The sequence below is a fragment of the Lactobacillus sp. UCMA15818 genome, from assembly GCF_030400225.1.
In the GTDB taxonomy this organism is placed as follows: Bacteria; Bacillota; Bacilli; order Lactobacillales; family Lactobacillaceae; genus Liquorilactobacillus.
Map to the genome: position 1 here is coordinate 1 of NZ_VJYB01000008.1, position 25,607 is coordinate 25,607.

Below are 25,607 nucleotides of genomic sequence, written 5' to 3' on the forward strand. Positions count from 1 at the left end.
TGACTCTTTACTTAATTATTTACTAGCGAATTGACTTCGCAAATGTTTGCTCTTGTACTAAACAAGAGACCCTACACATTTGATTTGTCGAAACTTTGTTCAGTTTTCAAAGGTCTACATAATTGCTCAACACAACTTTTAAATAATATCATGTTTAACAATAACTGTCAAACCTTTTTTTAAAATTACAATTTAGAATTCCGCATAGTTTTAAACAACGCATACAATATCCCAAAAATAATTCAAATAGATCATGAAAAGCTAAATTTTTTCTTCCTCTGATGCTCCATGTATCCACTCACCAATCAATTTTCGCTGACTAAAAGCCACTGGAATAAGTAGCATAACGGCTAAAATACCACAGGCTGGAAAACCCCAGATTCCACCTGCAACGTCCATGACACCACCGGCGAAAACACTGCCGATTGGCGTTGTTCCTTGATTAAGTAAAACATAGACACTCATAACCCGTCCACGCAGATTGTCTGGGATACTATATTGAAATGAAGCATTAGATTGATTCAAGAAGATCATATTACAGAAACCAACACCAATCATAGCCAACATGGCAAGCCAGTATACATGCACAAACAACATCAGTGTTTGCAAAATAACAGTTCCAGCTGTCACAAATAGATAGATATTACGTTGTAGACCAAAGCGCGATAGGTAACTCATCAAAAATGCTGCAATCAGTGAGCCGATTCCGCTTGCGGAAAGCAAATTTGCGTAAACCTGTGCACCAGAGTGCAACACTGTTCTAGCAAAAATTGGGATAATCACGTTGTTGTTAAAGTTTAGCGTAGAAACCACCAACATCAATTCAGCGCTCAAACGAATATTAGGTTGGTGCCCAATGTAACTCAAACCATACTTAATATCTGACCAAATTCTTCGTTGAGAGTCAGTTATCAGTATATTATTCTGGTGAATCAAGAATAACCCAAGTAGCACAGCCAAATAGCTGATAGTATTAACAAGAAAGCAAAACGCCACACTGAATTGTGCCATAAGAATTCCAGCAAGGGAAGGGCCAACAATCTTAGCTATGTTGAACAACGTTGAATTCAAGGATATTCCATTCATTAAGTCCTTTTGACCAACGAGTTCAACAACGTAGGACTGACGGGTTGGAGTATCAAAGCTTTGGAGAATTCCATACAAAATTGCGATTACCAGAACTTCCCAGTATTGAACAAGTCTGGTATAAACAAGAATCGTCATAGCTAACCCGAGTAATAAAAAACCAAACTGAGTCAACAGTAAGATTCGTTTCTTTGGGCAACGATCGATGACAGTTCCCGCTATCAATGTCAACAGAAGAATCGGTACGAATTGACAAGCCGTCAGAATGCCCACGAGAAATGCCGAGCCTGTCATTTGGTAGACCAACCACGTTTGTGCCGTTCGCTGAATCCAGGTTCCCATGACGGAAATACATTGACCAAACCAGAAGTAACGAAAGTTTCTATTTTGAAGTGATGAAAAAGTACTACGTAAAACATTCATGTGCACGCCAGCTTTCGATCATGTTTCATTTAGATTTTAAATTCAGAAGTAACAAAAAAGCCGAAGTTTTATTCGACCTTTTTCTTTAATATTATAGTAACTTTGTTAAATTCATCAGGTTGACTATTAGCTAGTTATTATTTACTTTCATCCATTCTTAGAGTTGGGAAAAGCAAGACATCACGAATGGAAGGCGCATCTGTCATCAACATTACCAATCGATCAATACCTACCCCTAATCCTCCGGTTGGCGGCATCCCATATTCTAATGCTTCAACATAATCTTCATCAATTCCCTCAGCCTCATCGTTGCCAGCCTCGCGTTCTTTAACCTGAGCTTCAAAACGGCTTCTTTGGTCTATAGGATCGTTTAATTCAGTAAAAGCATTTGCATACTCATTTCCAAGAATGAACATCTCAAAACGGTCCGTAAATCTAGCATCCTTTGCATTCTTTTTAGCTAGTGGTGAAACCTCAACTGGGTGACCATATATAAAAGTAGGGTCAACTATTTTATCTTCACAAAAAGTCTCGAAGAATTCATTAATAATATGTCCAACTTTCCAATACATTTCATAGTGGACTCCTTTTTCATTGGCAATCTGTCTAGCTTGCTCAATTGACATTTCTTGCCAGAAATCAACACCAGTTTTCTCTTTGATTGCGTCCACCATGTGAACACGCTTAAACGGTTTGTTAAAATCAACTTTTTCCCCCTGATATTCAACAACCCCATCATTTGTCACTACTTTTGCCGCAGCTTTAAATATTCCTTCAGTTTCATCCATAACATCTGTAAAGTCAAAGTAAGCAGCATATGATTCTAACATCGTAAATTCAGGATTATGTTTTGTATCAATTCCTTCATTTCTAAATACACGACCTATTTCATAAACACGTTCCATTCCACCAACAATCAATCGTTTTAGATGCAACTCAAGTGCAATCCTAAGATAAAGTGAAATATCTAATGCATTATGATGTGTAATAAACGGACGTGCAGCAGCACCGCCAGCTTGATTATGCAAAACCGGTGTTTCAACTTCAGTAAAATTATTATCGTCAAGGTAGCGCCTAATTGCCGTGATAATCTTGCTTCTCTTCATAAAGCGCTCAAAACTATCGCGATTTGAAATCAAATCTAAATAACGTTGACGATAAATTTGTTCAACATTTTGTAAGCCATGAAACTTGTCTGGTAATGGTCGAAGCGCTTTTGATAAAAAAGTGATATCGGTAACTTTTAGTGTTAATTCCCCCATATCTGTCTTAATTACTTCTCCAGTAAGACCTAAATGATCTCCTAAATCAGATCGCTTGAAAATATGATACTTTTCTTCGCCAACAACATCTTTACGAACATATAATTGCAAGCGACCATCTTTATCTTGAATATCAGCAAAGCCAACTTTACCTTTTCCTCGCTTTGCAACCATTCTTCCCGCAATCGTTGCCTCAATTCCTAAACCATCCAACTCTTCTTTTGTTTTTGCATCATATTGATCATGTAGTTCCATAGTCATTGCTGTTCGCTCAAAACGATGACCAAATGGATCAATTCCCTCCGCACGTAATTCATCCATCTTTTCACGCCGAACCTTCAGCTGATCGTTCATATTTTGTTCCTTAACCAAGATTATCCCTCCAAAAAATTACTCACCTTATATATTGCCCAATTATGGCATAAAAAGCAAATCTAATTTTAAATATCTTTTACCAGTCTCTCTAACTCAGCTTCTGTAAAAACATATTTTTTTTTGCAGAAATGGCAGATTACTTCAGCACCATGATCTTCTTCAATTATTAATTTTAAATCAGCTGGTGAAATACTTGCAAGTGATTTTGCAAACCGTTCTTTCGAACAATCACATCTATAACTAATTTCAACTTTATCCAAAATTTGTGTATTTTTTTGTCCACAAATTCGATAAATTATTTCCTCTGGTATAGTTTTTTTCGCCATCATCACTGAAATTGCTGGTAAATTGGCGATATTCTGCTCAACTTCTGCTAAAACTGCTTCATCGGCATCAGGCATTGCCTGAACCATAAAACCTCCAGCAGTTCTAACTGAATTATCATTATTAACAAAGACTGAGACTCCAATTGAAGAAGGAATTTGTTCAGACTTTGCCATATAGTAGGTAAAATCTTCACCTAATTCTCCAGAAACAAGCGGAACCTGTCCAGTAAAAGGCATTTTAAGTCCGAGATCCTTCGTAATTTCTAATAAACCGCTGCTCCCAACTGCTCCCTTAACATCAATCTTTTGTTGTTTATTCAACGGTAAATGAACATGAGGTTCCTTCAAATACCCCTTCACATCACCACTTGCCGTACCATCAATCACAATTGTTCCTGTTGGTCCATTTCCCATAATTTTCACAGTCATTTTATTACCGCCTTTTAATAACGATTGACTAAGTAAGCTAGTAGCTGTAATTGCCCTGCCAAATGCAGCTGTAGCAGCACTCCATGTGTCATGTATTCTCTGTGCTTTTCTAACAGTTTCTGTTGTGTCAATAGCATAAACTCTTAATTGACCATTGTAAGCCAATGCTTTTATCAAATAATCAGTCATTCTTTTTTTCTCCTCAAACTAATATGTTAACTCCATAATAGCAATAAAAAACAGATGATTTCAATATAAAATCATCCGTTCTTACATAAAAAACTGTTTCTATTATTAAGATTTATCCTTTGGGTAAAATGTTATAGTCTTGGTTAAATCTTCAGCGCCCGTTCTTTCATTTTCCCGCTGTTTTTCTTCTTCTTTTCGTTTCAGAGCCTCTTTTGATTCTTCAAAAGTTGCAGCTTTTTCACTAGGAAATTCTGTATTCTTCTTAAATGGCATCTCACCCGTCTCAAATAAGCTTAGAATTTGTTTCTCATCAAGTGTCTCATATTCAAGCAAAGCTTCAGCAATTATCTTATGCTGCCCACGATGTTCTCCAATAATCTGCTTGGCTGAAGTCATTCCCTCATTCAGTAAAGCTTTAACCTCATCATCAATCAAATTGGCTGTTTGTCCAGAATAGCTTGGTTGTCCAGCCATTCCGCCACCAGCAAATACATTACTTTGTCCCTCATATTGGACAGGACCAAGTTTCTCACTCATCCCATATTCGGTAACCATGGCTCTAGCAAGCTGCGTTGCCTGCTGGAAATCGTTTGAAGCACCGGATGACTGCTCACCATAAACGGTTTCTTCAGCAGCACGGCCTCCCATTAAACCAGCAATTTGCTCCTTCATATCGTGCTTTGAAAGCAACATTTGGTCTTCTTTTGGAAGCATAATTGCATATCCACCAGCACGACCACGAGGTACGATTGTAACTTTATGAACGACTCGTGCTTCATTGAGAACTAGGCCAACGACAGTATGCCCTGCTTCATGATAAGCAACTGTTTCTCTTTCCTTCTTGCTAACTACACGATCTCTCTTAGCAGGGCCAGCAATAACACGGTCTTCTGCCTCATCAATATCTGATGCATCGATTTGCTTTTTATCACGGCGAGCAGCCAAAAGAGCTGCTTCATTAAGCAAGTTCTCTAAATCAGCACCAACAAATCCAGGTGTCTGCTTAGAGACCATCTTTAAGTCAACATCATTTGCTAACGGCTTATTCTTAGCATGCACCTTCAAGATAGCTTCACGTTCCTTAACATCAGGACGACCGACTAAAATCTTACGATCAAAACGACCTGGTCTTAATAGCGCAGGATCCAAAACATCTGAACGGTTTGTTGCTGCCATAACAATTACACTCTCATCGTCTTCAAAACCATCCATCTCAACCAATAATTGATTAAGCGTTTGTTCACGTTCGTCATGTCCGCCGCCCATACCACTGCCACGTTGACGACCAACAGCATCAATTTCATCAATAAAAATGATTGATGGTGCATTCTTTTTCGCGTTTTCAAATAAATCACGAACACGACTTGCCCCGACACCAACAAACATCTCTACGAAATCAGAACCTGAGATAGAGAAAAATGGCACGCCAGCTTCACCGGCAACAGCCTTTGCAAGTAATGTCTTACCTGTTCCAGGAGGTCCTTCAAGTAGAACCCCTGAAGGGATCCTAGCCCCTAACGAGAGAAACTTATGAGGATCTCTTAAGAATTCAACAACTTCAACAAGTTCCTGTTTCTCCTCTTCCGCACCAGCAACATCGGAAAAACGTACTTTGTTAGCCTTCTTGTCTACTGGTTTAGCCTTTGATTTACCAAAATTCATGACACGACCATTACCGCCGCCCTGTCCTGCTTGCCCCATCATCATGTAGAAAAAGAACACAAAGAAGACCACTGGTAACAAGTAAATCAGTAATTGTAACCATAGACTACTAGACTCTTCTTCTTTAGTACCATTCTTCACGTTATTTTTTTCAGCATACTGTTGAATCTGTTTGACAGCAACATCATTAGTCAGCACATTAGTTGAAAATGAAGTCACCTTACTACTTCCAGAAGTAAAACTTCCTAGACCTGTTGATTCTTTAACTTTACGTGACTTTTTATAGTCCCCTGTAATTTTATAAGTACTTCCAGAAGGTTGCGTTGTGAAATCTTTAACATTATCCTTCTTTAACTCACTAATAAATTGGCTTGATTGGATTTGTTGAGATTGAGAACTTGTTTTACCACCAAAAAAGTAGTACAACATTCCCATTACCCCAAGGAAAATCACAATATAAAATAGACTATTTCTAAAGAGCCCATTCTTGTTATTGTTCATCTGCTTCCTCCTCGTTTACTACACAGATTGCTACGGTCAAACAGGTAGCGCATAAATCATAACACACTTGACTATTATTGACCATTAATTATTCTCATAAATTTCTGTTTTTAAAATACCAACATATGGAAGGTTACGATACATTCCTTGGTAATCAAGTCCATACCCGACCACGAACTCATTTGGCACTTGAAAACCCACATAATCTGGAACAACGCCTTCTACTCTTCGTTCAGGTTTATCCAACAGTGTGCAAATTTTTACAGATTGTGCTTTGCGGTGTTTTAAAAGACTAACTATGCGTTGTAAGGTCTTCCCAGTATCAATGATGTCTTCAATAATCAAAATATCTCGGCCTTCAACTGGAACATCTAAATCCTTAATTATTTTGACTTCTCCTGACGAAACAGTTGCATCACCATAACTTGAAACATCCATAAAATCAATTTCGGCGTATGTATCAATTTTTCTAATGATATCTGCCATAAACAAAATAGCACCCTTCAGTACGCAAATAACTAAAGGTTTCTTATCTGCATAATCGATAGTCAATTGTGCTCCAATGCTCTTTGAGATCTCTTCTATTTGCTCCTTACTGTAGAGAATCTCTCTGATATCCTCGTTCATATTCAACCTCATTCCTAGACTTTATTCCTAAAAATTATCATGTATTGCATTTTATCATTTACAGGACTTTCTGACAAATCTGATCTTTTAACACTCGGCAACCACAAGACCAAATTTTCTGTAGTAACAACTATCCATATTTTTGCACGAATATCTTGCGGAATTTTGTCATCAATCAAGATTTTTTTTAGTTTCTGTGTTCCGACCTTAGTATGAATTCGATCTCCCTGATTACGATGTCTAATTGTTAAAGGAAGTAATTGTGAATCTGAAAAATAAAAGACTTGATCAGTTGCTAGAATTTCTGGTTTCTTATTAAAAAAAACTCCTATCTCTTCTTTTTCGTTAAGAAATACCCACGTATCTAATTTTAACCTATATTTGTTCTGAATTTCATCTTTAATTTGATATTTATTATCAAAATAAAATAAATTGTATTTTTTTATTAAAAACTCATGCATCCCAATTTTAATTGACCCTTGTGGCTTTTGAGAATTACCTAGGAAGCTTTCAATTTGGTTCAAGCTGTCTTCATTCAGTTTTCTTGAATATTTTTCAAGCAACTTCCTTATTACCAAAGTTCTCCAACTCTTGCTCAATGACAACCAGAAATCAACTGAAAAAGCAGTTTCATTTATCTGCATCTCTACTAAATAATTATCTACCTGTTCTTCAGTTGCACACAATAAAAGCGAAAGCTGATGCTCATAGGATTGTACATGTTCTAAAAACTTGGAATTTTCATCTTTCATTTTAGGAACAAGCAAATGTCTAACTCTATTTCTTAAATAATCATTTGAACGATTGGTTGCATCTTCGAAGTAAATAAGGTCTCTTTTTCGTGCATATTCACGAATTTCATCTTTTGAATAATTCAATAAAAGCCTGACCAAATATCCATCTGCAAATCTTCTAGTGACTCTAATTCCTTGTAATTGCTGAATATTGCCTCCTCTTACAAGCTTCATCAGAAAAGTTTCTGCCTGATCATCTGCATGATGCGCCGTTAATAAGGTTTTAATTCCTGTTTTCTCCATGATATCTGCAAAAAATTTATACCTGAAGGTCCTTGCAGCTGACTCTATCCCAACATTAGGATGTATTTCGGTCTCCCATTCCCTGCAATGAAGCTTAATATGCCGTTTCTTGCAAAAATTTCTGATAAAGCTTGTCTCAGCTTGGCTTTCTTGTCTTAACTTGTGATCTACATAAGCTACTTCGATAACAGGTCTAACACTTTCTGGTAGTCCACTTAATAAATCAAGCAATACCATTGAATCAACACCTGTTGATACAGCTACCAGCACTCTTTGATTAGAACAATATTTTCTAAAGTTATAAAAAAAACTTTGTGCTAAATTTTCCATATCCCCGACCTACCAAAAAAACGACTGCTGCTTACGACAACAATCGAATTTATTTGATTTAACTGCGACGGCCACCACGACCACCACGCTTACCTTCTGTATTTCGTTTTAATGATGTCAAGCGAACTTCGCTATCCTTCAAAAAACCTGATAGTAATGAATCAAAATCCGTCTTCTTAGCTTCATTTACTTTTTTATATTCTGTTTTTTTATAACCTTGCCGTTGCCCGCTATGATTATGCGTCTTCACATCTGTTCCACCGGAATGATAATTATTTCCACGTTCTGTTCGATTAGTATGTGTATTCTCTCGATGAGGAGCAACTGCTTTTCGAATTGAGAGACTGATCTTTCCATCTTCAGCAATTGACAAAACTTTGACTGTAACCTCATCACCGATGCTCAAAACATCGTGAATGTCCTTGACATATCCGTCAGATACTTCACTGATATGGACTAACCCATTCTTTTTGTCGCCCAAATCAACAAATGCACCGAAATTCGTTATCCCTGAAACCTTGCCTGTAACTTTAGCTCCCACTTCAATTGACATAAAAATGCTGCTCCTCCTTAAACTATATACATCTTAGTATAACATGCAAAAGCTGGTATGCAATAGATTAAAGACTATCAAATTATTTTTGTCCCAAGCTGCTATTTGGTAAACTATAAATCGTTTCACCATCTTTTGAATAATAATATTTCTCCCTGATTATCTTTTCAAGGTAATCTTCGCTATTTAGCTGTTTTACCTTTTCTTTCAGATCTGCCCTTTGATTTTTGACACTATTGAGTTTTTTTTGTGATGTATTGATTTGCTGGTATAAATTACTTGTTAATAATTTTGTATTTACAATCTGATAGCCAAAAAAAGCGACTATTAAAAAGAATGCTAGGGTAGCTATAATGAACCGCTTTTTATGAACTCGCCTGACCCGTTTTTGATAATCACTTTTTCTTTGTTTTTCCTCGTTAGCACGATAAAAAGAATTATTTAATGTTCTGATTTTTTGACCTGCTGCCATCTCAAAAGCTACCCCTTTCCTAGCATTACTACTTCATTATTATAGCAATTTTAATTCCTCAAAGTCTATTAATTTACTTATTGAAGTTTTCTTTAAAGTCTTCCGCAATAATTTCGTATAGCTCTGTTGCTTCATCCTTTTTCACTGTTTCTTTCAAAGAGGTTACCAACACACTCAATGTCTTATTGCCAAAAGAAATAACCAACTTGTTCCCGACAGCTACATCCGTTGAGGACTTAGCTACTTTACCGTCAATTGTAATTCTGCCTTTATCTGCAATTTCTTTCGCCACAGTTCTCCTTTTTATAATACGTGAAACTTTTAAAAACTTGTCTAATCTCATTATTTATCCATCCTTTTTTTGAAAATTTTCAAAACATATTCTCCACCAGGAATGCTTTTCCATTCCTTATCGCTGAATAAGTTGCCATATCTAGCCGAGCCCACATAAAAAACTGCTCCTACTGGAACTCCAATAATACACTGGATAAAACTACCTATTCGCGAAGTTTCAAGCGAATTAGTCACCCTGAGTATGCAAAAGACTACGCTGACCATTATTACGGAGCACACAACGATTTTCTTCACAAAACGTCTGCTCAATTTTCGGCTAAGACCAATTTTCTTCAATGACATCTCAGATAAAAATGTTCCAATTGCCATACTCAACACACTAGAAAGTGCAGCTCCAACAATTCCTAAATACAGCGTAAATTGATAATTCGTTAAAAATTTAATTACTATTATTGATACTAACACACCAATATTTTTTTTATAGTTATTTGTACTTTGCAATATTGAATTATCTAATAAAATAACGCCTGCAAAAATAATCGTCAACATACTAATACTTATTGCAACACTGCCTTGTACAGAGGAAAAAAGTGCCTTGTTGAGACTTGGCATCAAAATTATCAGTCCCCAAGTCACAGCCATTGACATCCAGATACAAATTCGATAAATCAACCGTGTATTTTGTTCAAATTTCAATTTATCTTTTTCCACCTGATTCTTAATTAACATTGGCAATAAACTAGCCGAAAAACTGGTTGAAACAACTAATCCCAGTTGAAGAAATGTTTGTGAGCGATCATAGACACCTTTCAGATTTTCAGCATTCTGCACCGAATATCCAGCAACCTGTAAAGCTTTTTTTAACGTGAAAGAGTCAATCAACTGTAGCAATACTAGAATTCCTGCAAAAAAACAAATTATTAATCCCTCCGAAAACAATCCTTTTAAGGTTGGGATGATTAACGCAAAATTTTGCTTACGCTGGAACTTTATAATTTTTTTAAAAAAGCTGATAAAAAAACACAAAGCACAGACTGCTCCTATTATGGAACCTAAAAAAGCATAACTTCCAATCCGATAAAGTGACCAACTATGTGAAGTCCCAAAAAGTGCAACTACGATGATTATACATATTCGGGCCACTTGCTCAACCAATTGTGAAAGTGCGGTTGGTGTCATCTCCTGCATTCCTTGATTGTAGCCTCTTGCAACGGCAAGCAATGGTACCAGCAAATACAGCCATGATACACCTTTTATTAATTCAACTAGCCTGTTGTCTCCCATCAAATAGGCAATTTCAGCTGCTCCTATATAAAGAAATGCAAAAATTACTATTCCAAAAAAGAAGAGTATATCTAACAGAATAACTGCTTGCTGTTTTTTCTTAACTTGCTCCGTTTCTCTTGCAATTATCTTAGAAATATAGACTGGAAATCCGGTAAGACCGATTGTCATAGCAATTCCATATATTGGATAGATTTGCTGGTAAATATAAAACCCCTTGTTTCCGACCAAGTTTTGAAAAGGAACACGATAGATTGCACTTAATATTTTACCAACCAAGGCAGCCACTGTCAGTGTGGTTGCACCTTTAAGTGCGAAATTAGCTGTTTTGTTTTTCATGTTCTTTTACCTTTTTTATTTTTTTACTTAGTTTTTTAAACATTTCTGTCATATCTGCAATATTCTTTGCAAATTTACTTGCAGGTTGCAATGCTATGCTAATTTTCATTCTTTTCTGCTCAGATTTTAAGATCGCTTTCAAATTAATTTTAGCAATAATTTCTAGATAATCTTCAGCGCTATAAAATTCAAAGGCATCCTCACTAAAGATCACATTAATTTTCTTTTTCTCATAATCAATTACCTCAACAAGTGCCATATCAGCATACATCTTCAACAGCCCTAATTGTAACAAATTATCGACTTCACTCGGATATTCACCAAAACGATCAAGCAAATCTTCTTGAATTTCAAAGAATTGTTCCTCATTTTCGATTTGTCTGATTCGCTTATATAATTCTATTTTTTGTCGCTGATCTTCAACATAACTTGATGGCAAATATGCTTCAATACCGATTTTAAGTTCGGCATCTGTCTTTTTAATTTCGCCAACCCCTCTTTTCCGAGCAACTGCTTCTTTCAGCATTTGAGTATACAAATCATACCCTACCGAATCTATAAAGCCATGTTGTTGCTTACCCAGAAGATTTCCTGCGCCCCTAATTGATAAATCACGCATTGCAATTTTAAAACCTGAGCCCAATTCGGTAAAGTTTTTAATTGCTTCTAATCTTTTTTCACTAATTTCAGTAAGTACTTTATTCTCTTGATACATAAAATACGCGTACGCAACTCGATTGCTTCGTCCAACTCGCCCACGAAGTTGATATAACTGCGAAAGCCCCATCTTATCCGCATTTTCTACAATCAGAGTGTTCACATTAGGAATATCAACTCCAGTTTCGATAATTGTCGTAGTTACCAATACATCATATTCTCCAGCAATAAAGTCAACCAGTATCCGTTCCAACTGCAGTTCAGTCATTTGCCCATGAATATAGGCGACTTGCGCTTCTGGAACAAAGGCTTTAATCTCAGCCACAGTTTTTTCAATATCGGCAACTCGATTGTGCAGATAAAAGGTTTGACCTCCTCTAGCCATTTCCCGGGAAATGGCATCCGCTACAGTTCCGTAATTTTGTTCCATTACATAAGTCTGAATTGGATATCTATTCATCGGTGCAGTTTCAATTACAGATAAATCCCTAACACCAAGCATTGACATGTTCAAGGTTCTCGGAATAGGTGTTGCCGTCAGCGTTAAAACATCAACTTGCGAACGCAATTGTTTCAATTTTTCCTTGTGTTTGACTCCAAAGCGTTGTTCTTCATCAATAATCAGGAGTCCCAAATCAGCAAATTTGATATCATTAGACAGTAACCTATGGGTCCCAACTACAATATCAATCACCCCATGCTTTAAATCACTAATTGTCTGCTTTACCTGTTTTCTTGTTTGAAAACGTGATAAAACAGCACTTTGCACTGGAAAATCACCAAAACGATTCACCATTGTTTCATAATGTTGCTGTGCAAGTACCGTTGTAGGTGCCAAAAAAGCAACCTGTTTCTGGTCCTGAATTGCTTTAAAAGCCGCTCTGAGTGCCACCTCGGTTTTCCCATAGCCAACATCTCCAATCAACAAACGATCCATCGGTACCTTTCTTTCCATATCACGTTTAATCTCTGCACTGCTTCGTAATTGATCTGGCGTCTCTGAATATGAAAATCCATCCTCAAATTCCTTTTGATATTCATTATCCGCTGAAAAAGCAAATCCCTGTTCCATTTCCCTTTTTGCGTATAGCTCAACTAACTCATCAGCAATATCCTCTATCTTAGAGGCAACACTGCTTTTCGTTTTTTTCCATTCTGAGCCACCTAATTTATTGATGTGTGGGGCTTTAGATTCTCCTGAAACATACTTTTGAATTCTATCAATTTGAGTGACTGGGAGAAATAATTTAGCATCATCTCGGTACACTATTGTCAAATAATCCTGATGTTTTTTTTCTACCTCCATTGTTCTCATACCAATATATTTACCAATTCCATGGTTAATATGAACAACATAGTCACCTTCTTTTAGTTCTGTGTAACTCTTTAATCTTTCAGAATTCTCCATCGTCTGCCGTTTAGAAACTCTTCTTTTAGGTAACTTATTAAATAGCTCATTTTCCGTGATTACAACTAGGTGTTCTTGTGGCAATTCGAAACCTGTAGCTAAATTAGCTAATATCAGCTGCGTTTGTCCGCTTTTTATTTTGCCATCTGACACAATTAATGCTCTTATCTCAAAATTTTCTAGCGTTGCTGCTATCTTGTCAAGTCTTTCCTTGTCTGAGATTGAAATTACAACTGTTTGTTTTTGGCTAGACCATCTATCAATTTCTGTTTTAAGAAGCGGCATCTGTCCAAAAAAGTTTTGCATTCCTCTAACTTTTAAATCAAGCTTCTGATTAAAAAGAAGCTGACCCATTCCTTTTTCAAAAATCGATAAAAATAAGCTTTTCTGCTTAATTTTTTTTACAATTTTTCTGATTGATTCACCGAGATACTCATCTGAAAAGATTTTACCCATTTCTACTTGAGATAACTTCCAATTTGCATCATCGTCTTCCAGTATCTTCTCAGTATCCAGTAGTCTTGGGTAATCATCCATGATGAGCAAGTCATCTTCTGCCAAATAATCTGTAATATTTGTTTTTCCATTTGTTATTTTGTCTAAAAATGCAGCATCACTAGATAAAAGCTTTCTCTCCTTAATTCTTTTGAGCAGATCTTCAATCGTTTCGGACAGCTTGCTGTAACTATCTTTATTCTTCAATATTTTTTTTTCGCCGTTCAAAGCCGTACTTATATTTTCAGTTGCTTTTTTTATTTGTTCTTTTGAAATTAGCACATCTGTAGCGGGTAAAATCTCAACATGTTTTATATTCTCAATGCTTCTTTGCGTATTCATATCAAATTCACGCAAAGAATCGATTTCAGTGTCAAATAAGTCGATTCGAATAGGATTAACAATATTTGCTGGGAAGACATCAACAATTGATCCTCTAACTGCAAAATCACCGATCTTTTCAATTAACTTAGTTCGTTGATAACCTAATTCAGCTAAGTTATCAATTAAACGTCTCTGTTCAATATCATTACCAATTGTTAGATTGACCTTTGCATTTTTCCACACACTTGGTAGTGGTACAATACTTTTTAAACCTCTTGTCGAAGTAATAACAATTTTGGGTAGCTCATGTTCCTGTAGTGCTGTCAAAGCTTTGATTCTTTCGCTACGATATTCGGGTGAGCTAATCGCGACCTCAGCTGCCATTGCCTCGTCCACTGCAAATAAAAAGACTTGCTCTTTGTCTACGTAGCCCAACAACTCCCTTTCTAATTGTTGTGCGTGGTGCAAGGAATCAGTCACAAAAAGTATATTTTCCCCTCTCTTTTTTAATAATTCTGCCAGAAATAAAGGCTTTGCGGATGCAATTAAACCTGTCAAAAGGTTTCTTTGCCCTTTTCCCTCATCTAGATTCTTCAAAAAGATATCTAATTCAGGAATCTCCGTAAATATTTCTTGTAACTTCATTTTTTTAAAACCCCCAAAAATTGTTTACCTATGATTATACTTATTCATTGTTCCCATAAAGTCATCAGTGTTAATCCAATTATCCAGAGCATCAAGTGCTTGGTCAACTCCATTCTCTAATTGCAGCTGCTGCTCTTTGGTAAATCTTGATAGAACCCAATCGACAACACTCATCCGTTGTGGATGATCAATTCCTATTCTCATACGTTTGAATTTCTGCGTGCCTAGATGTGAAATCAAGCTTTTGATTCCATTATGTCCACCAGCAGAACCGGTTTGGCGCAATCTCAAGTGTCCTACTGGTAAATCCAGATCATCATGTATAACAACTACATCTTCCACTGGAATTTTGTAAAAATCCATCAAAGGTCGCACACTTCTACCCGACTCATTCATGTAGGTAAGTGGTTTCGCCAAAATTATTTTTTCACTATTGGACACAAAAGAAGTTACACTTGCCTCATTCTTGATTTTATTAAAAGAAATTTTTTCTCTTTTAGCTAATTCATCCAAAACTATAAATCCCACATTATGTCTTGTACCATCATATTCTTTGCCAACATTTCCTAACCCAACTATCAATTTCATTATAAAAACACTCCATATCATTTTTTTTGAAAATTTTTTTGTAAGCACTCTCAATAATCTTATCTTGATTTTCAAGAATATCAAAAAATCGGAACCTCAGCCAGTTCCGCTAGTTTTAGTATTCTGCTACGCCTAAAAGTATACCATAATTTGATAAAGTTCTTCTGAAAAAAGTTTGAAAGTCTCTTCACATTTTTCAGAAAAACGTGCTATACTATGGTTGTGTTACTAATTTCACTAATGAAGGGAATGCATTATAGTGTCAGAAAATAAAAATCATCAAAAAGTTATTTTAGTCGGAGACGGCGCCGTTGGTTCTAGCTATGCTTACGCAATGGCTCTTCAAGGAGTTGCCGAAGAATTCGGTATTGTTGATGTTGTGAAAGAACGTACAGAAGGTGATGCTCTTGATTTGGCTGATGCAACAGCATTGTCATATCCAAAGAAAATCTATTCTGCTGAATATTCAGATTGTAAAGATGCTGATTTAGTTGTTATCACAGCTGGTGCTCCTCAAAAACCAGGTGAAACCCGTTTAGATTTGGTTAATAAGAACTTACGTATTCTTTCAAGCATTGTTAAACCAATCGTTGAATCCGGTTTTGATGGCATTTTCCTTGTTGCTGCTAATCCAGTTGATATCCTAACATATGCTACTTGGAAGTTATCTGGTTTCCCTAAAAACAAGGTAATTGGTTCAGGTACTTCTCTTGATACTTCTCGTTTACGTGTTGCTCTTGGTGGATTATTTGAAGTTAATGACCCACGTTCAATTCATGCATACATCATGGGTGAACATGGCGATTCTGAATTTGCAGCTTACTCAGCAGCAACAATCGGTGGACTTCCAGTTCTAGATTGGGCTGAAAATAATAAAGTAACCGCAGAAGACTTAGCTAAAATTGAAGATGATGTTCGTAATAAGGCATACACAATTATTAGCAAAAAGGGTGCTACCTTCTATGGTGTTGCTACTGCGTTGGCTCGTATCTCTAAGGCTATCTTGCGTGATGAAGATGCTGTTCTTCCCGTTTCAGTATACATGGATGGACAATATGGCTTGAATGATATCTATATTGGTACACCAGCTGTCATCAACGGACTTGGCGTTGCGAAGATTCTTGAAGTTCCTCTTAATAAAGAAGAAAGCAAGAAGATGACTGATTCAGCAACAACTCTTAAGAAAGTTCTGACAGACGGTCTTAAAACAATTGAAGCGTAATTACTTATAATTTAAAAGTTAATATTAGTAAAGGTTGGAATTAAAACATTCGTTTTGATTTCAATCTTTTTTTACCTACACCTACCTAACCTTTTTAGTTTTCTCTATTACTCTTCAATAATACCTTTTAATTATTATAATTCTGAATAAATTGTAAAAAGTTTCACTTTAATTCTCCTTTCAATATCATTTTATGATAATATAGATTAGAAGTTTTTAATCGATGGAGGAATTATTGTATGCTATTTAAGTCTTTGGTACACCAAAAAAAAGATCTAACAACTGTGCGTGAAGATGTTACTCTAGAACAGGCCTTAGACATCTTGGAAAATTCAGGATATCGTTGCGTCCCAATTCTAGACGAAACAGGCCAAATTTTTCGTGGAAATATTTATAAGATGCACATCTATCGCCACAAGTCACGTGGTGGCGATATGAGCCTCCCAGTCACTTATTTATTAAAAAATGCTACAAAGTTCGTAACACTCGACTCAGCTTTTTTTAATATTTTCTTCTCAATCAAAGATTTACCTTACATTACCGTTCTTGATGAACAGAATCTTTTTTATGGCATTTTAACCCATTCGAGTTTACTAAATATGCTCTCACAATCTTGGAATATCAATATTGGAAGTTATGTATTGACTGTTATTTCTTCGGATGAACGTGGTGATCTTGTTGAAATGTCTAAAATAATTACAAAGTATACTGCGATTGCAAGTTGTATAACTCTAGATGTTGAAGATAAGGGCTTAGTACACCGCACATTATTTACCTTGCCCGCTGGTATAACACCTACAAAACTTGAAAAAATAATATCCAACCTTGAAAGAAAAAGCTTTAAAGTTTCGGAAATTGAAGATTTACAGGCTTAAGAGATAAGTCTTAGTATGAGGATAACCCGTAACCATAATTAAATCGAATAATTTTAACTATAGAAAAAGAGGGTGTAAGTCAAAAATTAACTTTTGACTTAGCCCTCTTTTTATTTATACAATGTTATAACTTCCTTACCTAATCAGTAAAGATAAAGAACAATTACTACGCTACCTATTATGTATGTCTGTCAGTCCTAAACTGACATCTAGTGCAAGATTAATCTCATTCATTTCTATTTCACTAATATGTGCGATTTTATCTTTCAAGCGCTGCTTATCGATTGTTCTAATTTGTTCCAACAACACCACTGAGTCTTTTTCAATACCAACCTCAGCAGCAATTAGCCCTACATGTGTTGGCATTTTGGGCTTTTGAATCTTTGCTGTAATCGCAGCAACAATGACAGTTGGGCTGTAACGATTACCAATATTATTTTGAACAATCAGAACCGGACGCATTCCACCTTGCTCAGAACCAACCACTGGTGATAAATCCGCGTAAAAAATATCACCACGTTTAACTTCGTCAGTTGTCATATGACCCCTCGATCTTTATTCTCGTATTTCGTTTCACAATCACATCCAATAAATTCGTCACAAATCTTCTTGTTCAACGGTCCCATTTCCTTATAGCCACTAATCAATTCATCTAAAATATAGCGATGTGCCTCTACATATTCGGCAACAACAGTATCCTCTTCTAAGTCTCTCCTATTAATGGAATAATAATCACAATAAACAGAAATTCGCTCACTATTATCACTACTTAATTCCTCAGCCATACTTTCAAATCGATATGCCATTTTGTGACCCCCAGCTATATTTTATCCATTAATAATAACACAAATTCATATTAATGTAACATTAAAACCTTAGTTTATTCTTAATATATTCTTGGAACACGTTCCGAAATTAAACAAGTTACCTCATAATGGATTGTTCCAACTTGATCTGCGACGTCTTGTACCCTGATTTCTTTTTGGCCTTTTTTTCCTATCAAAATTACAGTTGTTCCCACTGCCATTTTCCAAGGAACTTTAACCATGATTTGATCCATACAAACCCTACCAACAATTTCACAAAAATGATCAGCAATCAATATTTTAAATCCTTGCATTTTTCTTAACCAACCATCTGCGTAACCAATCGGAATTGTTGCAATCCATTCATCTTCTTTTGCAGTATATGTCTTACCATATCCGACCGAGTCATTCTTCTTAATTTTCTTAATAGCCGCAACCTCGCTCAAAAGACTAATCGCTGGTTTAAATTCAGAAGGAATACTTAATTCATCGCTTGAAGGATTCAAACCATACATTGTTATCCCAAACCGAATTGTATTACCCCCACACTCCTTATGCCAGATTGACGCTGCTGAATTCGCTACATGCACATATTCAGGCAGCTCCTCTAAACAAGAAATAAGCTCATTGAACTCAGCAATCTGCTTTTCATAATAATCAACTGCCACTTTTTCACCAGAATCGGCCGTTGAAAAGTGTGTGAAGATACCTTCAAAATTAAATTCTGTAGAGTGTTGCTTTATAAAATCAGCTGCTTCCCTTAATTCTTTCTGTGTCCGAAAGCCAATTCTTCCCATCCCTGTATCTAATGCTAGATGAACAGATAATTGCTGCTTTTCAGTGCTTAATACAACCTGCGCTTTCTTCAAAAAATCAATATCCCCGACTGTTGCTGAAATATTATTTTTCGCCATTAACGACGCGTATTCAAACGGATTAACTCCGAGTACCAAAATCAGTTCATTAAGGCCTGCTTTCCGCAACGCCAAGGCTTCATCAATTATTGCAACACAATACCCAGCAACACCAACTTCATGTGCAGCCTTCGCAACTTCAATAATTCCGTGTCCATATGCATTTGCTTTAACAACAGCAAAAATATTTTGTTTATTTGCTAACTGCTTTTTTTCAACCACTATATTATGTTTAATCGCACTCAAATCAACTTTTGCATAAGTCTTTCGATGAATACCTACAACCATTTTTATAACTTCCCTTACAATTAATTGCTTTCTAAAATAACCTCTGTCATTACCAACTTATCAGTATGTGAAATCGATATATGTGCCTTCCCATTTCTTAACGGCTGCTTTGTAACAACTGGTCTGCCACTTTTTTGATCGTTCAAAATTTCTACTTCTTGGAATCCTACTTTTTTCCCTATTCCTGTTCCATAGGCCTTACTATATGACTCCTTAGCAGAAAAACGTCCAGCTAAATATTCATTTTTCCTCTGGTTACTCATCTTCTCAAAACATTCGAGCTCTGCGGCAGTCAAAATCTTGGCAGCAAAACCTTGGTGGCGCGCCTGAGCTTTCTGAATACGAGTAATCTCAGTTATGTCTATTCCAATTCCTTGAATCACTCCACTCATCCTTTTATCAATCTTTGTACAGCCTACTTCTTCCGCTTTTTATGTCAATTATCTTACCACAACTTCTTGATGCACAAAAGAAGACATCTACTTAATGCACCTCGAACTATATCTTATTTTACTACTATAAATTATGCATGAACTATTTGAATCAAAATTAGTTACAAAGAACACAAAAAAGGGCTGGATCAAAATTTAACTTTTGATCCAGTCCCTCTATTTATTACGGATAAACGTGTTCCATAAGTCAAAATTCTCCGTCTAACTAGAAATTTTCCCGACTTATGGCACACTCCCCTATAATTACGGCTACTATAACTAAGAACTACTTAGCCTTCCTTAGTTCTAATAGTAAATTTTCTTTTCTTTTTACTATCTCGATTGAATTTATCTCGATTTTGATCTTTTTTTGGTTTACGCCCATTATTACTCTTATGGTTACCTGATTTATTTTCTCTTCTTTGATAACCGCCCTTACCACTTCTCCGATTACGATCATAATGGTTAGAAGATGCTTTCTTATGCCTTGGTAATGGTCGCTCAGGAGTAATCTTAACTGGAACCTCAACTGCAGCATCCTTTGTCATTTCATTCAACAATGCAGCAACTAAATCTTGAGTGTCATATTTTGCTAACAACTCATTGATTTGTTTTTCAAACTTCTTTGCATCGGTCTTCTTAACAAGTTCATCAATGTCATCAATTGCCGAAGTAATTTGTCCATTGAATGCTTCTTGATCCGTAGGTGGCTTCAGGTTTCCCATGCGTTTCTTTGTCAAATTCTCGATAACGCGTAAATAGTCCATTTCATTTGGTGTGACAAAAGTAACTGAAACACCATGATGTCCTGCTCGACCAGTACGGCCAATTCGATGGACATAACTCTCTGGGTCTTGTGGAATATCATAATTATAGACATGAGTAACACCAGAAATATCAAGACCTCGTGCTGCCACATCAGTAGCAACTAGGATATCAAGCTTACCTGCCTTGAACTGCTTAAGAATACTCATACGACGTTGTTGTGACAAGTCTCCGTGAATTCCCTTAGCATTGTAGCCACGAGCTTCCAATCCCTTTGAAAGTTCATCAACACGTCTCTTAGTTCTACCAAACACAATTGTCAGCTCTGGTGCTTGGACATCAAAAATTTTCGTCATTACATCGAACTTTTCAAAATCACGTGCACGGACATAATATTGATCTACTAAGTCAGTAGTTAATTCTTTGCCCTTAATCTTAACAATACTTGGCTTTTGCATAAACCTTTCACCAATTTTTAAGATTGCAGTGGGCATAGTTGCAGAAAATAGCAATGTCTGACGTTTTTCAGGAATTGCCTTAATAATACTCTCAATATCTTCTACAAATCCCATATCAAGCATTTCATCGGCTTCATCAAGCACCATCATATTGACAGAGTCAAGCTTGACAGTTCTTCTTCTAATATGATCCAACAAACGCCCAGGTGTTCCCACCAAAATCTGTGGTGCCTTCTTTAATGAATTAATCTGGCGACGAATATCCGCACCACCGTATACAACTTGAACCTTTGCATGTTCATCACGACCTAGACGATATAGCTCTTCTTGTGTTTGAATTGCCAACTCACGAGTAGGCGACACAATTACTGCCTGTATTTCATTTTTCTTTGTATCAATTTTATTTAAAATTGGCAATCCAAAAGCAGCAGTTTTCCCTGTACCTGTCTGAGCTTGTCCAATAACATCCCCACCCTTTAAAACCAATGGAATTGTTTCTGCCTGGATAGGTGTTGCTTCCTCAAACCCGCTACGGTTTATTGCCTTTAAGATGTTTTCTGAAAGGCCAAGTTCTGTAAATTTCAAAAATTATTTCCTCCTGTTTTATTAAAAACTATTCTTCAACATTAACTTCTCTAATACATTCTCCAAGTGAACTCCATGACTGCCCTTTAACAATACTGAGTCACCGGCCGAAATTTTACTTTGTAAAGCTGCAACCAAATTTTGCTTGTCGGTTGCCTTATACAAGCGAAGATGTTCTTCGTCAAATTTTGATGCTAGTTTTGTAGCCAAATATCCTACTTCTTCCCCACAGAGATACACACTATCAATTTTATCTGGATCAATAACTTCAGCTAAGTTTTCATGCATTTCCTTTGAATTGTCTCCGAGTTGCAACATGTCACCGATTACTGCAATCCTTTTCCCATCTGTTGCCGAATTTGAGAAGGCTATTATAACCAACTTTGCAGCTGATGGGTTGGAATTATACACATCACTTAAAATCCGCTCACCCTTTGCCCCTTGTAACCACTGAGTTCTATTTTTGGTCAAATCAAAAGACCTGAGTGCTTTTTTCATCTCCTCAACAGGTATTCTGAAAAATTCCCCTACACTCAGTGCTGCTAGAGCATTCGTTGCGTTATATGATCCAATCATTGGAATTACAAAATTCTCATTCTCCCACTGTGCTACCCTAAAACTCGTCTCTTTATCATTGCTTACGACATTAAGTGCACGTAAATTAACATTATCTGAAGTTCCAAAAGTAGTCGTTTCCTGCCCTATCTCCTTAGTTCTCTGGACAAGTAAAGGTTCATCACCATTATAGATAAGCACCCCATCTTCTTTTAAGCCATGGGTTATCTCCATTTTTGCATCAGCAATCTTGTCTCTTGTTCCAAAAAACTCAATGTGTGCCTCACCAATCATGGTAATAACTGCAATATCAGGTTCAACAAGGCGACTAAGTTTATCCAGTTCGCCAAAGTGGTCCATACCCATCTCAATAACCAAAGCTTCAGTATTTGGTTCCATTGATAACACTGTCATTGGAACTCCAATAAAATTATTGAAATTGTCATGTGTTTTTTGTACATTAAACCTTCTTCCAAGGATAGCAGCTACCATATCCTTAGTCGTAGTCTTACCATTACTCCCAGTAATAGCGACAACTTTGGGATTTATTTTCTGAAGATAATAATGCGCAATTTTTTGCAGTGCTTGCAAGCTATCAGAAACAACCAATTTAGGAATTGAAACTATGCTCTCATCATGACCTTCTTGCCATAATGTTGCAACGGCTCCGCTATTAATTGCATTTTCGATATAATCATGCCCATCATGTTCCGCAACTAGTGGTATAAATAGCGCACCTTGTTCAAGCGAGCGAGTATCAAAAGAGACACTTGTGACAACTATCTCTTCCCATTCTTCTTTCGGTTCAACCTGTAGAGCTTTCGCAATTTCCGCTAATCGCATCTTCATGTAAATTTCTTCCCTTCATGACATGCTGTCTGAAAGCCAATCTCTCAGCTTCATCTCACTAATATACACAGCATCTCCATTAAAATTGTCCTATGCTATTGTATCACAAAAACTAAAATATCTTAAATTAAACACAAAACAAGACAGAAATTATTTATTGGTTTCTAATACTCTCATCATCTGAGTACTTTTTCACTACTCTGCCAACAAAATATTTCTGTCTTCCTAGTATTAAAGAACTTCGTTAAACGATAAATGATTATAAATTCAAGCTATCTTCAAGTAGCTCTGGTGCCAAAATTTTTAATTTCCACTCTGCAGTGTTCAAGTAGTATTTTAATTCACCAACAAGTTTTGATTTTTCAATCAGCATTGTGGGCTCATGCCACTTTAATTGATACACGGAATCCGGTGCTAGAAAAAAAGGAACTGTCAATTCTTGTCCTTTTATTTGAATTTCGCCAAAATCAAATACTGTTCCACATACCAATAAAGAATCAATCTCTTTGATAATTGCAGTCTCAAGCGTTTGAAAACGATGACGTGATCTTAAAAAGGGCTTTCTTTCACGATAGGTACTTGCCAACTTATTAGTTAGACACACCGCTAAGATTTGATAGAAACGTGGCAGATATCGATAGTATAACTTTTTTGCACCATTGGGTAAAGTTAAATATACATAATTATTTTGTAATTTATAATAAAAAGGAGACTTAAGATGCGTATACGCATGCCCCAAATATAATAATTCGGCGACTTCATGTGGTGTTAACGATTCCAGATCATTAACTTCATCAAAATCTATCCAGTCAATATTAGGATTCGAATTTTGCAACAGAAATTTCTGTGCGTTATCTTCTTCGAGATACATGTTAAATCCCGAATAAATATCTATCTCTTGATTAGGGTCTACATTCCCTAGTGATAACAAATTCTGTGGCTTAGTCTTTACGCCTCTAAAAAAATCTAAATTTGAAATCCCATATGTTAATGTTAAATGCGATACCTTTTCAATGTGCACATATATAAGGTTATTACGCATCATCAATCCTCTATTCTATTTAAAATAATTATCACATTTTTTTCAATCGTTTAATCCGCTCTTCGGTTGAAGGATGCGTATCAAATAAATGTGTCCAAGAACTGTCTTTGAATGGATTAGAAATGTATAGCGATGAACTACTAGGATCAGCTGATTGCATTGGTTCACTATTTGAAATCTTCTCTAATGCACTTATCAGCCCTTGAGGATTACGTGTTAATTCAACTCCAGAAGCATCAGCAAGAAATTCGCGATTACGCGACAAGGCCATCTGCGCCAGCGATGCAGCTAAAGGACCTAGTACCAAAATGACAATTGATAAAACCAAAACAAGCCAACCACCATTACTTTCGTTGTCACGCTTACGACCTCCACCCCACCAAAATGAATTATATCCAATATTAACCAAGATTGAAATCACGGATACAAGCGCCAACGCTGTCGTCTGCAAACGAATATCATAATTACGAATATGAGATACTTCATGGGCAACAACCCCCTCAAGCTCCTCGCGATTCAAACGAGTTAGTAGCCCTTGAGTTACCGCAACTGCAGAATGCTCAGGGTCTCGTCCCGTTGCAAATGCATTAGGACTCTCGTCATTAATAGTAAATACTCGCGGCATTGGAATTTTGCCTACAAGTGCCATATCTTCAATTATGTGCCAAAGTTCTGGAAAGTCACTTTCCTGCTTGATCTCAACCGCATTATTCATTCCCATCACTATATCAGTCGATCGTGCCAACATCGAAAACATGTAAAAGACCCCAATGACAGCAGCCATTAAAACACCTGCGACTGAACTATTGAAAAAAACATAACCAATTGCTGCTCCAATAAGAATTACTAATAAGAAAAAGGCGATCATGACATAAACTGTTCGCCTTTTATTGCGTGCTATTTGCTGAAATAACATCTTCAAAACCCCTTCAACAAAGTTTTATTCAAAAGATACTTTTGGTGCATTTTTTTCTTCAGATGGAACTTCCAAATAATCAACTTTTGTTAACCCATGTATCCTTGCAACAAAGTTAGATGGAAAAGTCATTAATTTTTGATTGAATGAAGCAGCGGATGAATTAAACAACTGACGCGAATATGCTATCTTGTTCTCAGTATTACTTAATTCTTCCATCAATTTCGCAAATTCTTGGTTAGCTTTCAAATCTGGATAACTCTCAGCTAATGCAAAAATTGACTTTAAAGAACTAGAAAGCTGATTTGACAGCTCCATTTTTTCCTCATGTGCATCAGCTGGTAATTGTACCATTTGATTACGTAACTCAACAACCTTTGCAAATGTCTCACGTTCATGTTTGGCATAACCTTTGGTAGTTTCAACAAGATTTGGAATCAGGTCGTTTCTACGCTTGAGCTGAACATCAATTTGACTCCAAGATTCCTCTGTATAAACTTTTGCAGTCTGTAGCCCATTATAAAGAGCAACATACCCAAAGACAACTAAAGCAACAATTATGATAATTATAATCCAAGCCATTATAAATTCCTCC

At 36.4% G+C, this 25,607-nt stretch carries 23 protein-coding genes; 2 read left to right on the forward strand and 21 right to left on the reverse strand.

The annotated features are described in order from the left end of the window. Positions 1 to 261: 261 nt before the first annotated feature. The 12 genes from FFX44_RS09275 to pth all read right to left on the reverse strand — a co-directional run bounded on the left by FFX44_RS09275 (position 262) and on the right by pth (position 15,306). Positions 262 to 1,515 (reverse strand): MFS transporter, encoded by a 1,254-nt coding sequence (locus tag FFX44_RS09275; protein ID WP_289980304.1) that lies wholly within the window; start codon positions 1,513 to 1,515, stop codon positions 262 to 264. Positions 1,516 to 1,646: 131 nt separating this feature from the next. Then, positions 1,647 to 3,146: a lysine--tRNA ligase gene (gene lysS / locus FFX44_RS09280; protein ID WP_289980409.1), complete on the reverse strand. Its 1,500-nt coding sequence runs from the start codon at positions 3,144 to 3,146 to the stop codon at positions 1,647 to 1,649. A 65-nt stretch (positions 3,147 to 3,211) separates the two neighbouring features. Next, positions 3,212 to 4,090, reverse strand: coding sequence for an Hsp33 family molecular chaperone HslO (hslO, locus tag FFX44_RS09285; protein ID WP_289980306.1), 879 nt, complete (start codon positions 4,088 to 4,090; stop codon positions 3,212 to 3,214). A 105-nt stretch (positions 4,091 to 4,195) separates the two neighbouring features. Further along, complete coding sequence (gene ftsH, locus FFX44_RS09290) at positions 4,196 to 6,253, reverse strand: ATP-dependent zinc metalloprotease FtsH (protein WP_289980308.1); 2,058 nt, start codon at positions 6,251 to 6,253, stop codon at positions 4,196 to 4,198. Positions 6,254 to 6,337: 84 nt separating this feature from the next. After that, positions 6,338 to 6,880 (reverse strand): hypoxanthine phosphoribosyltransferase, encoded by a 543-nt coding sequence (gene hpt / locus FFX44_RS09295; RefSeq protein WP_289980311.1) that lies wholly within the window; start codon positions 6,878 to 6,880, stop codon positions 6,338 to 6,340. 14 nt (positions 6,881 to 6,894) lie between these two features. Continuing rightward, positions 6,895 to 8,247, reverse strand: a complete 1,353-nt coding sequence (gene tilS / locus FFX44_RS09300) for a tRNA lysidine(34) synthetase TilS (RefSeq protein WP_289980313.1) — start codon at positions 8,245 to 8,247, stop codon at positions 6,895 to 6,897. Positions 8,248 to 8,305: 58 nt separating this feature from the next. Continuing rightward, a complete protein-coding gene (locus FFX44_RS09305) occupies positions 8,306 to 8,800 on the reverse strand; it encodes a S1 domain-containing RNA-binding protein (protein ID WP_289980316.1) in 495 nt (164 codons plus the stop codon). Positions 8,801 to 8,882: 82 nt separating this feature from the next. After that, complete coding sequence (locus tag FFX44_RS09310) at positions 8,883 to 9,272, reverse strand: septum formation initiator family protein (RefSeq protein ID WP_289980318.1); 390 nt, start codon at positions 9,270 to 9,272, stop codon at positions 8,883 to 8,885. Between the two features lie 73 nt (positions 9,273 to 9,345). Then, positions 9,346 to 9,615 carry an RNA-binding S4 domain-containing protein gene (locus FFX44_RS09315; RefSeq protein WP_289980320.1) on the reverse strand — a complete coding sequence of 90 codons (270 nt, stop codon included), beginning with the start codon at positions 9,613 to 9,615 and terminating at the stop codon, positions 9,346 to 9,348. Beyond that, positions 9,615 to 11,189: a polysaccharide biosynthesis protein gene (locus FFX44_RS09320; RefSeq protein WP_289980321.1), complete on the reverse strand. Its 1,575-nt coding sequence runs from the start codon at positions 11,187 to 11,189 to the stop codon at positions 9,615 to 9,617. The genes FFX44_RS09315 and FFX44_RS09320 overlap by 1 nt, the downstream gene beginning before the upstream one ends. Beyond that, on the reverse strand, positions 11,170 to 14,718 hold the full coding sequence (gene mfd / locus FFX44_RS09325; protein ID WP_289980323.1) for a transcription-repair coupling factor: 3,549 nt from the start codon (positions 14,716 to 14,718) through the stop codon (positions 11,170 to 11,172). Before mfd ends, FFX44_RS09320 begins: the two co-directional genes overlap by 20 nt. A 24-nt stretch (positions 14,719 to 14,742) precedes the next feature. Continuing rightward, positions 14,743 to 15,306: an aminoacyl-tRNA hydrolase gene (gene pth, locus FFX44_RS09330; protein ID WP_289980324.1), complete on the reverse strand. Its 564-nt coding sequence runs from the start codon at positions 15,304 to 15,306 to the stop codon at positions 14,743 to 14,745. 259 nt (positions 15,307 to 15,565) lie between these two features. Between pth and FFX44_RS09335 the strand changes: the two genes are divergently transcribed. After that, a complete protein-coding gene (locus tag FFX44_RS09335) occupies positions 15,566 to 16,528 on the forward strand; it encodes an L-lactate dehydrogenase (RefSeq protein ID WP_289980326.1) in 963 nt (320 codons plus the stop codon). Positions 16,529 to 16,767: 239 nt separating this feature from the next. Next, complete coding sequence (gene cbpA, locus FFX44_RS09340) at positions 16,768 to 17,403, forward strand: cyclic di-AMP binding protein CbpA (RefSeq protein ID WP_289980327.1); 636 nt, start codon at positions 16,768 to 16,770, stop codon at positions 17,401 to 17,403. A 171-nt stretch (positions 17,404 to 17,574) separates the two neighbouring features. Here cbpA and FFX44_RS09345 read toward each other — a convergent pair whose 3' ends face one another. The 9 genes from FFX44_RS09345 to FFX44_RS09385 all read right to left on the reverse strand — a co-directional run bounded on the left by FFX44_RS09345 (position 17,575) and on the right by FFX44_RS09385 (position 25,594). Further along, the gene (locus FFX44_RS09345; RefSeq protein WP_289980328.1) at positions 17,575 to 17,943 is read right to left on the reverse strand and encodes a type II toxin-antitoxin system PemK/MazF family toxin; all 369 of its coding nucleotides are present in this window, start codon (positions 17,941 to 17,943) and stop codon (positions 17,575 to 17,577) included. Then, the gene (locus FFX44_RS09350) at positions 17,940 to 18,209 is read right to left on the reverse strand and encodes a hypothetical protein (protein ID WP_289980330.1); all 270 of its coding nucleotides are present in this window, start codon (positions 18,207 to 18,209) and stop codon (positions 17,940 to 17,942) included. Before FFX44_RS09350 ends, FFX44_RS09345 begins: the two co-directional genes overlap by 4 nt. 80 nt (positions 18,210 to 18,289) lie before the next feature. Continuing rightward, positions 18,290 to 19,411, reverse strand: coding sequence for an alanine racemase (alr, locus tag FFX44_RS09355; protein WP_289980331.1), 1,122 nt, complete (start codon positions 19,409 to 19,411; stop codon positions 18,290 to 18,292). 20 nt (positions 19,412 to 19,431) lie between these two features. Further along, the gene (gene acpS / locus FFX44_RS09360) at positions 19,432 to 19,794 is read right to left on the reverse strand and encodes a holo-ACP synthase (RefSeq protein ID WP_289980333.1); all 363 of its coding nucleotides are present in this window, start codon (positions 19,792 to 19,794) and stop codon (positions 19,432 to 19,434) included. A gap of 338 nt (positions 19,795 to 20,132) precedes the next feature. Beyond that, a complete protein-coding gene (locus FFX44_RS09365; protein ID WP_289980335.1) occupies positions 20,133 to 21,650 on the reverse strand; it encodes a DEAD/DEAH box helicase in 1,518 nt (505 codons plus the stop codon). A 21-nt stretch (positions 21,651 to 21,671) separates the two neighbouring features. Next, positions 21,672 to 23,054 carry a UDP-N-acetylmuramoyl-tripeptide--D-alanyl-D-alanine ligase gene (murF, locus tag FFX44_RS09370; RefSeq protein ID WP_289980336.1) on the reverse strand — a complete coding sequence of 461 codons (1,383 nt, stop codon included), beginning with the start codon at positions 23,052 to 23,054 and terminating at the stop codon, positions 21,672 to 21,674. A 259-nt stretch (positions 23,055 to 23,313) separates the two neighbouring features. Beyond that, entirely contained in the window at positions 23,314 to 24,096 is a 783-nt protein-coding gene (locus FFX44_RS09375) for a hypothetical protein (protein WP_289980337.1), read from the reverse strand. Between the two features lie 31 nt (positions 24,097 to 24,127). Next, complete coding sequence (gene htpX, locus FFX44_RS09380; RefSeq protein WP_289980339.1) at positions 24,128 to 25,012, reverse strand: zinc metalloprotease HtpX; 885 nt, start codon at positions 25,010 to 25,012, stop codon at positions 24,128 to 24,130. Positions 25,013 to 25,036: 24 nt separating this feature from the next. After that, positions 25,037 to 25,594, reverse strand: a complete 558-nt coding sequence (locus tag FFX44_RS09385) for a LemA family protein (protein WP_289980341.1) — start codon at positions 25,592 to 25,594, stop codon at positions 25,037 to 25,039. Positions 25,595 to 25,607 lie beyond the last annotated feature (13 nt).